The 9,653-nt window shown below is 40.1% G+C and carries 7 protein-coding genes; 2 read left to right on the forward strand and 5 right to left on the reverse strand.

Annotated elements, in window-relative coordinates; translation table 11 throughout:
* Positions 1-337: hypothetical protein (locus L1D51_RS18900; protein WP_239964506.1), on the reverse strand; the 337-nt coding region annotated here is incomplete at its 3' end.
* A gap of 162 nt (positions 338-499) precedes the next feature.
* Positions 500-730: a hypothetical protein gene (locus L1D51_RS18905; RefSeq protein ID WP_239964507.1), complete on the reverse strand. Its 231-nt coding sequence runs from the start codon at positions 728-730 to the stop codon at positions 500-502.
* 309 nt (positions 731-1,039) lie between these two features.
* Between L1D51_RS18905 and L1D51_RS18910 the strand changes: the two genes are divergently transcribed.
* Positions 1,040-3,313 (forward strand): CHRD domain-containing protein, encoded by a 2,274-nt coding sequence (locus L1D51_RS18910; protein WP_239964508.1) that lies wholly within the window; start codon positions 1,040-1,042, stop codon positions 3,311-3,313.
* Between the two features lie 53 nt (positions 3,314-3,366).
* Here L1D51_RS18910 and L1D51_RS18915 read toward each other — a convergent pair whose 3' ends face one another.
* The 3 genes from L1D51_RS18915 to L1D51_RS18925 form a co-directional block, all read right to left on the reverse strand.
* Positions 3,367-3,852, reverse strand: coding sequence for a DUF6436 domain-containing protein (locus tag L1D51_RS18915; RefSeq protein ID WP_239964509.1), 486 nt, complete (start codon positions 3,850-3,852; stop codon positions 3,367-3,369).
* Between the two features lie 13 nt (positions 3,853-3,865).
* The gene (locus L1D51_RS18920) at positions 3,866-5,332 is read right to left on the reverse strand and encodes a methyl-accepting chemotaxis protein (protein WP_239964510.1); all 1,467 of its coding nucleotides are present in this window, start codon (positions 5,330-5,332) and stop codon (positions 3,866-3,868) included.
* 76 nt (positions 5,333-5,408) lie between these two features.
* Positions 5,409-5,963, reverse strand: a complete 555-nt coding sequence (locus L1D51_RS18925) for an isochorismatase family protein (RefSeq protein WP_239964511.1) — start codon at positions 5,961-5,963, stop codon at positions 5,409-5,411.
* A gap of 253 nt (positions 5,964-6,216) precedes the next feature.
* Here L1D51_RS18925 and L1D51_RS18930 point away from each other — a divergent pair.
* Positions 6,217-9,653: diguanylate cyclase domain-containing protein (locus L1D51_RS18930; protein ID WP_239964512.1), on the forward strand; the 3,437-nt coding region annotated here is incomplete at its 3' end.

Consider the following 9,653-nt stretch of genomic DNA (forward strand, 5'->3'; position numbering starts at 1 on the left):
GTTCAATTCTTTTCAATGTTTCAAGTTCGTTGAAAACATTACAGGTACCTGTACCAATAAATATTAATTTTTCATTTGTCGCTTGAGCCTTAACTATAAAACTCAGCATAGCCTTAGTTACTTCATTATTATCAAGAGTGAATATAAAGTCCCATCTTGAATTTTTATGGCAAGGAGCACTGCTAGCTTCAATTGTTTCTAGCTCAATGAAAAGCCTATCACCAATATCTTTATCCAACATAATGGTTGAAATATTTGCTAACCTACTTTCAGCAGCATTCGCATTGAAAAAATTTAATACCAAGAATATAAAAGCGATTAACTTTAAAAATCTCATAATTTAACCTTTTTTTGATGTAGATTCACAAGATAGTGATATATTGAACAAGACAGTATGATTCAAGGCCATATATCCACAACCATCCTTGAAGTGAATACCCTAGAAAATTGACATCAACTTACAGTTAGATGCTAAGTGGCCAGCAATGGCCTTTGGTGACTAATTCAACTCGTACATAACATTAAATTCTTTATTTGCAAGTTTGTATGCGAGTAAAGTACTCATCAATGCAGCATCTTCAGCTTCGATGTAAATTCGGCTATTACAGCTACCTTCTATCGCTTTAGTTACAGTATGTGCATGAGCATTACTAACAGAGCCTGAGCCATGAAGGCTTTGTACATATAATGTGGAAACTTTTACGTTAGTTACTAGATTAGCAGCAGACACAGCAGTAGAGCTAAACGCTATAAGAATTGACAAAAATTTTTAAGGTTTTCATATAATTCCTTTCAAACACTGCATTAACCTTGGCTGAATGGTAACACTAAACAGAAGGACAGTTAATAAACCTTTTTTCTTAAACAGGTAAAAAATTGAAACTAAGAGCTATAATTCATCACGCCCATTACCAATACTAAAGAACCAGTTTTTAACTTTTAAATAACCTTTTGTGATCTCTTTTTAAACACCTGCCGTAAGCCTTATTGAAATGGACACGTCGTAACGTCCGAACTTACAAAGATATAAGGAAGAACGATGAAATACATACTCCTGGCTAGCAGCTTACTTTTTCTCACCGCGTGTAGCGATGATGATGACGATAATACCGAAGTTGTTACCCCTCCCCCAGTTCAAGAATTCACTCCAAGTAAAACCTATTCTGTAACTTTAAGTGGCAAACAAGAAGTGCCAATGAATGACTCAATGCAAACAGCGACTGCAACGGTAGAGCTTGACGAAAGTTTAATGCAATTTCGTGCAACACTTGATGCAAGCTCAGTCGAAGGCTTTAGCGCAGCACACATACACGACGGCGATTTAGGCGCTAATGGTGATGTTGCTTTTGCATTTGAGGCCACTACCGATGGTATGTATGAAGTCGCAATAACCGACCTTGATGAAACCCTAATTGCTGATTTAATGGATGGCGATTGGTACATTAACCTTCATACCGAACAATATGCAAACGGCGAACTTCGTGCGCAAATTGTGCCTGATACAACGAGCATCATCACGTTTGTTTTAAATGGCGATCAGCAAGTGCCTATGAACGACAGTGACGCAATGGGTTATGGCTATGCATCTTATGATAGCGCAACGACAGAATTACGGCTTCGTGCGGTGACTATGGGTGTTGATGACGCTACAGCAGCTCACATCCATACAGGAAAATTAGGCTCAAATGGTGATGTATTCGTGACTTTAGAACAAGACGACGAAGTCATGACTGACTGGGTTGTACCAGAAGATACCATGATAGACAGCGACACTCTGGGAGTACTTCTAGACGGCGGTCACTATGTTAATGTTCATACGCCTGAATTTGCCGGTGGCGAAATTCGCGGCCAAATCTTAACAGACAACTATGCAGTTGCGACCTTTGACTTAAGTGGTGATCAAGAAGTGCCTATGGTCAGCACCATGGCTGATGGTGATGGTTATGCCCTTGTTGATACAACAGACTACAGCGTAGAGCTTACTGTTGTAACATCAGGCTTAGACGATGCAAGTGCTGCGCATATTCATACAGGTCGTATCGGTACTAATGGTGATGTATTAGTAGCTCTTGAACAATCAATGGACGACAGTAATGTCTGGATGACACCAAGCAACACGCAAATCAATGCGGATATTTTTGCAGTGCTGGCTTCTGGTGGTCACTATGTCAATGTTCATACACCTGCTAATGCTGGCGGCGAGCTTCGCGGGCAAATCCTAACCAGTAACTATGGCTTTACGAGCTTTAAACTAAGCGGTGATCAAGAAGTTCCTGCTGTCGAATCTGATGCAAGTGGTGAAGGTTATGCATTAATCAACATGGATAACTATGCCTTAGAGCTATTAGTAAACACAATGGGTGTTGATGATGCGACAGGTGCACACATTCACACTGGCCGAATTGGCACGAATGGCGACGTACTCGTTGCACTTGAGCTGTCAACAACTGACGCAGGCATGTGGATGACACCAGCAAATACCATGATCAACGCAGAGATATTTGAGGTACTTGCATCAGGTGGTCATTACGTTAACGTGCATACACCTGCTAACACGGGTGGTGAAATTAGAGGTCAGATCTTAACAGATAACTATCAACTCGTTACTTTCCCACTTAGTGGTATGCAAGAAGTTCCAGCCGTTGATACGATGGCATCAGGTAGTGGTTATGCCTTAGTTAACATGGATAATTACCATCTAGAATTAAGAGCGTTAACCGAAGGTGTGAATGACGCCACTGCTGCTCACATTCATACGGGTCGTATAGGCACCAATGGCGACGTTCTTGCTGCGTTAGAGCAATCAAGCGATAACATGAACTTATGGCAAACACCTGAAAATACCATGATTAATGCAGATATTTTTGCAGTACTCGCATCAGGTGGTCACTACGTTAATGTCCATACTCCTGCAAACCCAAGCGGTGAACTACGCGGTCAAATCCTTACCGACAACTATGTGTTTGTAACCTTTCCGCTAAGTGGTGAACAAGAAGTACCCGCGGTCACAACGGATGCATCTGGTGATGGTTATGCGCTAGTGAATACCAATGATTACAGTGTTGAGCTGCAAGTACTAACATCGGGTGTAAGCGATGCAACTGCAGCCCATATTCATACCGGTGTAGCCGGTGAAAATGGCCCTGTGTTAGCTCCTCTTGTACAAGACAGTGATGACATGAATCGCTGGATGAGCAGCACAGGTTTAATGATAGATGCCGATATCTTTTCAGTTTTAGCTTCAGGCGGTCATTATGTAAACATTCATACGCCTGCAAATCCAAGCGGTGAGATTCGAGGCCAAATTCAATAACTTTATAGAGTCAGAGGCCAATATTTTTGGCCTCTTTTCGTTACTTTCCTCGCTCAATTAATCTCACAATAGCACCCCTCAGCATCTGAGTTAATAAACTGGCTATTAAAACCCGCACGTAAGTTTGCGATTACTAACTCAACAAAGCCATTCTGACTTGAACAGGCGAGTCCTTTTGATAATGGCCCTGCATACACAAGCTGTTGATTTTCTGAAACAAGTACTGCGGCAGGTTGAGCGGGTAATATTGCAGCAACTGCAGTTGTTGGTTTAAGCTTTACTACTTTAATACCTTGCTCTGAAGCATAGCTGCTAAGGCTTATTATGTGCGGTTGTGAACGCTCTGAGCATACACAGGTATTTTCATCAATAATGTACAGGGTATCGGCATTGTTGATGTCAAGCCCCATACTTTGTTGAAAAGCAGGTAACCAATTTGTTGTGGCTAGCTTTTTATCTGGATCAAAGGTGCTTGCTTGTTGAGAATAAGCAAACACCAAGGCTAATGCCACAGAGGCAACCCAAAGTAGAGTTGCCATTATCAGCCATTTGCTATTTGAACTTAGCAATACCTTGCTCCAGCACATCGATACTTACATCAATTAACTGTACGCGATCGGTGAGTTTTTCAATCATCAAATTGTCGTTGGCTTGGTTAGCAATTAAGGCCTGTGAATTATCGGCAATAGCACGCGTATTACCCGCTTGATTTTGCACTACATGAGCAACCGACTGTGAGCTACTTGAAGCAACATTCACCTGCTCTGTCATCTCGGTAATTTGCAGTTTCATCTGCGAACTAATTGCAGATAACTGCTCTATAAGCGCAACACTACCCTGCATCGACTTAGTTGAAGAGGCACTGTTTTGCATCAAACTTTCAAGCGTATTAGTTATTTTATCCGTCGTGTTTTTACTACGCGTTGCTAAATTTCTCACTTCATCAGCCACTACCGCAAAGCCGCGGCCTTGTTCACCTGCACGCGCAGCTTCAATTGCAGCGTTAAGCGCAAGTAAATTCGTTTGCTCAGCAATTGACGAAATTTCATTGAGTAATTCTGAGATATGCGAACATGCACTCACCAGTTGGCCTATGTTTTGATCTGCTTCTTGAAGGTTATTAGCAAGCTCAGCTGTTTTGCTGTCGGTATTCGCCACCTCATTTAATGCCTCTGTGGCACTTAAATGGAGCTGCTCAAATTGTGTTTGCAGTTCATTACTCTCTTGTTCCACATGAGCAAAGCCTTCGGCGACTCGTTCACCTGACTGCGCGATATCTGCAGATAACTGCTCACGATGAAGTGCTTGCTCATGCAATTCGTCGTGTACTTCAAGCAATTGTTTAGACTGGTTTTTTAAAACACTACTTTGGCTTTGAACATCACCAATCACGCTCGATACAAAACCTAGTAAGCGGTTAAAACCCGCCACGGCTTCACTGTGGCTATCATCCGCTCTTAAACTAATGTTAATACTGTTTTCATCGGCCATTATTTGCTCTGTTGTTGTGCTTAACGATAAGCCAGAACTACGTTCACGGTGTAGGGTTTTTGCAATGTAGCCGGCTACAATTGCTTCAACAATGGCATACACGGCATGGATAAGTACGGTGCTAAAATACAATCGATCTGGGTCAAAAACGTATAAACCGACTTCGTTTATCTGTAAAAAGTAAAAGCTCAAATGGTGAACTGCCACAAAAGCAAGTGCAGTAATAAACACGCGCCATTCAACAAACATGATCAACACGGCCATTAAAATAAATATTTCAAAGTGAACTTCAATTAGGCCGTAGCTTTGTTGGATGTGTAAAAACGAAAACATCATGCAACCGGCAGCCACAACATGGGCTGTTAATTTGCTCGTTGGATATTGATGGAGCATCCAAAGCGGTAAAGATAGCAATAACAAACCGGTTACCACACCTGTAATTAGGGTCGAATAGATAAAACCTAAAACTAAAGATTCAACAAACAATAAAAGGAACAAATAAGTAAAAAGGCGGCGCACACTCGTCATAGATAAAGCCTTAATCATTAAATAATTTACAAAAATACAATTAATCGAGCCTATACGGTTTGATGCGCATCATGGTTCACTTTATTAATTGCAATAATGCCCTAAATTGATCGGTCCCTGCTTTTTCTAGCCATTGAAATATCACACTTTCTGTACAAGTAATAATAACACCTGCTGCCGATAGCTGCTTAACAGCCAACTCTTTGTGTTTTTCGTTGCGTGATGCAATGGCATCTTCCACTACAAACACTTGGTAACCATTGGCAATTAAGTCTAAACATGTTTGCAGTACACACACATGCGACTCTGTACCCGTTACCACTATTTGCTTACGGTTAGAGCCAGCCAATAGGTTGTTAAATTGAACCTCTTGGCATGCGCTAAAATGTATTTTGTGATAGCAGTTAGTGCCAGTTATAAAAGGTAAGAGCTGTTCACTACTTTTACCTAACTTGGTTGGATTTTGTTCGGTAAATAAATAGGGAATATCTAAAGCTTTAGCTGCTTTTATTAACTTTTCGGTCTGATTAACAGCTAAGCCAAAGTCGTTAATTACCGGTTCAAGCCCTGCCTGAAGGTCAATAATTAATAACAAGGCATTACTTTTTTGGCTGATAAATGAATGGCGCATCACGTTCTCAAATTGCTGATAATTGAACTAGTTATAGCATAGGTTTCAGTTTCAGCACCAAGTAGACCTTATTACTATTTTTTCTTTTCAGAACCATTAATTACGGTCATAATTGTGCTATATTTTGTTAAAAATTATGCGCAAATAATAATTTAGGGTTAATCAGTCAGTGCCTAAACTTTTTCTTTTGATTTTCAGTTTGCTGTTCTTCACGCTCTCCTCTTCAGCGTTGGCACAAAACTATGCTTTGCAAATGCAGCGTATTTCAACCGATGAAGGACTTACGCAAGGCAGTGTAACTAAAATCGTGCAAGACGATTTAGGCTTTATCTGGATTGGTACCTACCAAGGCTTAAATAGGTATGATGGTTATCAGGTAGCGCCTTTTGCTGGGGAGTATATTCTTGATCAGCGACAAATTACCGCAATGCATAAAAATGACGACGGAAACATTTTCGTCAGCACTGAGTTTTCAGGTGCTTTTCTAATAGACCCAAAAACACTAAAAGTTGAAAAAATCTATTCTGGCAAACTAGACCCTGAAGATGTTTTCTTTTCGCCTATTTTAGCAATCACTGAAGACGATCACTTTTTTTACTTCGCTATTGCTCAGCACGTTTATTCATACAACAAGCAATCAAAAAAGTTTTTGCATGAGTTTTCTATCAATAAAGAAGAACATATTGTTCGGGCACTCACCCTGCACGACAACTTTTTATATATCGGCACATCAAATGGGCTTTTTTCAAAAAACCTTGCAGATGATCATATCTCGCATATTCCGCTAACCGATAAATCTCAGGTCACCGAAGATAATAAAAACGTAAAATTTTTAAGGGTCGATGCGCAGCTCGGCTTATTTGTAGGCACTGTAGAGGGCATGTTTGATATCCCTTTTAACGCTAACCGTTTACTGGCATTTGATAAGGTAAGGCTGTTAATCCCTAACTTAAATATTTGGGATTATTCTGTTAGCTCATTTGGTGAATATATCGTCACAGAAAAAGGATTGTTCGAATTTAATCGCCAAACCATGTCGGTTGAGTTCATCTTAAACTTTGAACAAAGTAAGTTTTTAATGTCTGACAATTCAATTCAAGATGTAATGATTGATAAAACTGGCTTGCTGTGGCTTGCATCCCGCTCACAAGGCGTTTTCACATGGTCAACACTAGCAAGACGTTTTAAACACATTGAATTAAAAAATAACCAAGCTCGCTTCAATAATAATGTCTGGTCGGTATTACAAGATCAAAATGATACCGTTTGGATAGGTACAGATAATGGCCTAATGAAGTACAACCAACTTACTAAAGATATTACACCCTACTTAGTTAGTAACGATGAGAAAGCCTTTCATGGTGAGCATGGTATTTATGGTATTACTGAAGCTAACATTGATGACAGCAACCGTTATCTGTGGCTAATGAAATACATAGGTCTTGCCTTGTTTGATAAACAGACAGGCAAATTAGTGCCTATAAAAGGCAATGCTGAGACCATGCACCTCATAAATTACGGCCCTAACTGGGGCTTTCGTGCTATGGGTAATGATCAATTTGCATTTTTAGATGACCAAAATTTTTATAAGTACAATGGTAAAACAGGCGAACTTTCAACAATTAAAGGACTAAAAGAACAAGTTGACCTAGTTAATGCCCATGCTTTTTTAAAGCCATTGCCAGACCACCCCGACGAATACGTACTGAGTATGTCTGGCAAATTGTACCGCTACAATGAGCAGACTCAAAAGTTAACACTGATATACCAAACAGAAAATTATAACCCATTAGCGTTCACTACCATTGATGACTGGGTGATGGATTATAACAACACCCTGTGGCTTGGCTCAGCTGACGAAGGGCTTATTGGCATAGATGCTAAAACTTATGAAGTTAAACATCGTATTAATATACAGTCTGGCTTAAAAGCTAAATCTGTTTTTGCATTGCAAATAGATCGTTTTGGCTTTTTATGGTTAGGTACTCAAAATGGTCTTTACCGCCTTGATTTAAGCTCCTTAGAACTTGACCGTTACTTTATTCGCGATGGTTTAGCCGTTAATGAATTCAACATTGATGCCGACACCACCTTACATAACGGACAACTTGCATTTGGTAGTACCCGAGGCGTACTTTTACTTTCACCAGAGGACTTTTTATCGTCGCCTGTAGAGGCTGGTAATATAAATACCGAAATTACCAATGTATCTTTGCTTTCGCGAGAGCTTAACTACCATCCATATAAATATGTAAATACGCCTCTGCAGATCACTTATGATGATATGGGCTTAGCAGTCACCTTTTCTAACTTTGATACCATTAATAAAGATAAAACATCGTATCGAGTGACCCTTGATGGGCCAACCTCACTGCAATACGACAAGTTAACAACCAATGAGGTCTTTTTCACCAAATTACCGCCTGGTGATTATGTGTTATCAGTGTCGTCGTCTATCGAGTTAAGCGATGCAATATCAGCGTCTAGACAACTAAGATTTAATGTTGCACATGCACCTTGGTCATCCCCTGCTGCAAAAGCAAGTTATGTCATTATTGTTTTAGCTGTTTTGTTTTTCCTATTTTGGCAATACCGTGCTCGCCAGCAAATGATCGGTCGTGCTCATGCAGAAGCTGTAAAATCACAGCAACAAACCGAACTCGCTTTAAGTAGTACTAAAAGTGGTGTTTGGGAGATTAACCTAGTAGAACAGTTTTTAAGAACGACCCGCTTTTCTGCTGAACTGGGCTATGCCGAGTATAAAGATGGTATAAGCCTCAACAAGTTTGTGAGCTTAGTGCACCCGCACGATCGCAATAACGTAACTAGCCAGTGGCAACTATTTTGTAAGCAAACAAATAACCAACAATGGAATACCACTTACCGTTTAAAACATAAAAATGGTAACTGGCTTTGGTACGAAGACATTGGTCGTACTATTGCAACCGATGAAAAAAACCGCCCATTAAAAATAACCGGTATTTATACCAATATTACAGAGCAACGCGCTAATGCCCAGCAAGCCAGTGTCCTCGGCGAAGCATTTGGGCAAATAAACGACTGGTTGCTAATTTTAGACAATCAACTCAAACCATTTTCTGCTAATGCCAGTTTTGGTGAAGCATTCGCCACGCCAAACAATGTTGCAGAGCTTACTAGTCGCGACTTTATTGCAGCTATAGGCCGTGCAAAATACCTTGAATATATAGACGTATTAAAAACACTTAAACCAAAGCAAAACTGGAAAACAGAAGCTGTTATTCGCACGCTAAAAAGCCCTGCACACCCAGTTCATATTAGTGTCACGGCTGTAGCCAAGGAAAACCAATCAATTAGTCATTATGTAATTGTAATTTCAGACTTAACAGAGCAAAAACGCGCTGAAGACGATTTGCGTTATTTAGCAAATTATGACCCGTTAACGGGCTTGCCTAACCGCTCTTTAATGTATACAAAAATTAGCAACTGTATAAATAACGCCAAAAAATACAATAAACTAGCTGCATTATTATTTATTGATTTAGATAAATTTAAACCAGTAAATGATTCATTCGGGCACGCTGTCGGCGACCAATTACTTTGCGATATCACGCAAAGAGTAAGCCTGATGTTACCCGAAAACGCCGTAATAGGCCGTCAAAGTGGTGATGAGTTTTTGGTTCTTATTAAAGACCTTCACTCACCACAAAC

Source organism: Pseudoalteromonas shioyasakiensis (assembly GCF_022398475.1).
Taxonomy (GTDB): domain Bacteria; phylum Pseudomonadota; class Gammaproteobacteria; order Enterobacterales; family Alteromonadaceae; genus Pseudoalteromonas.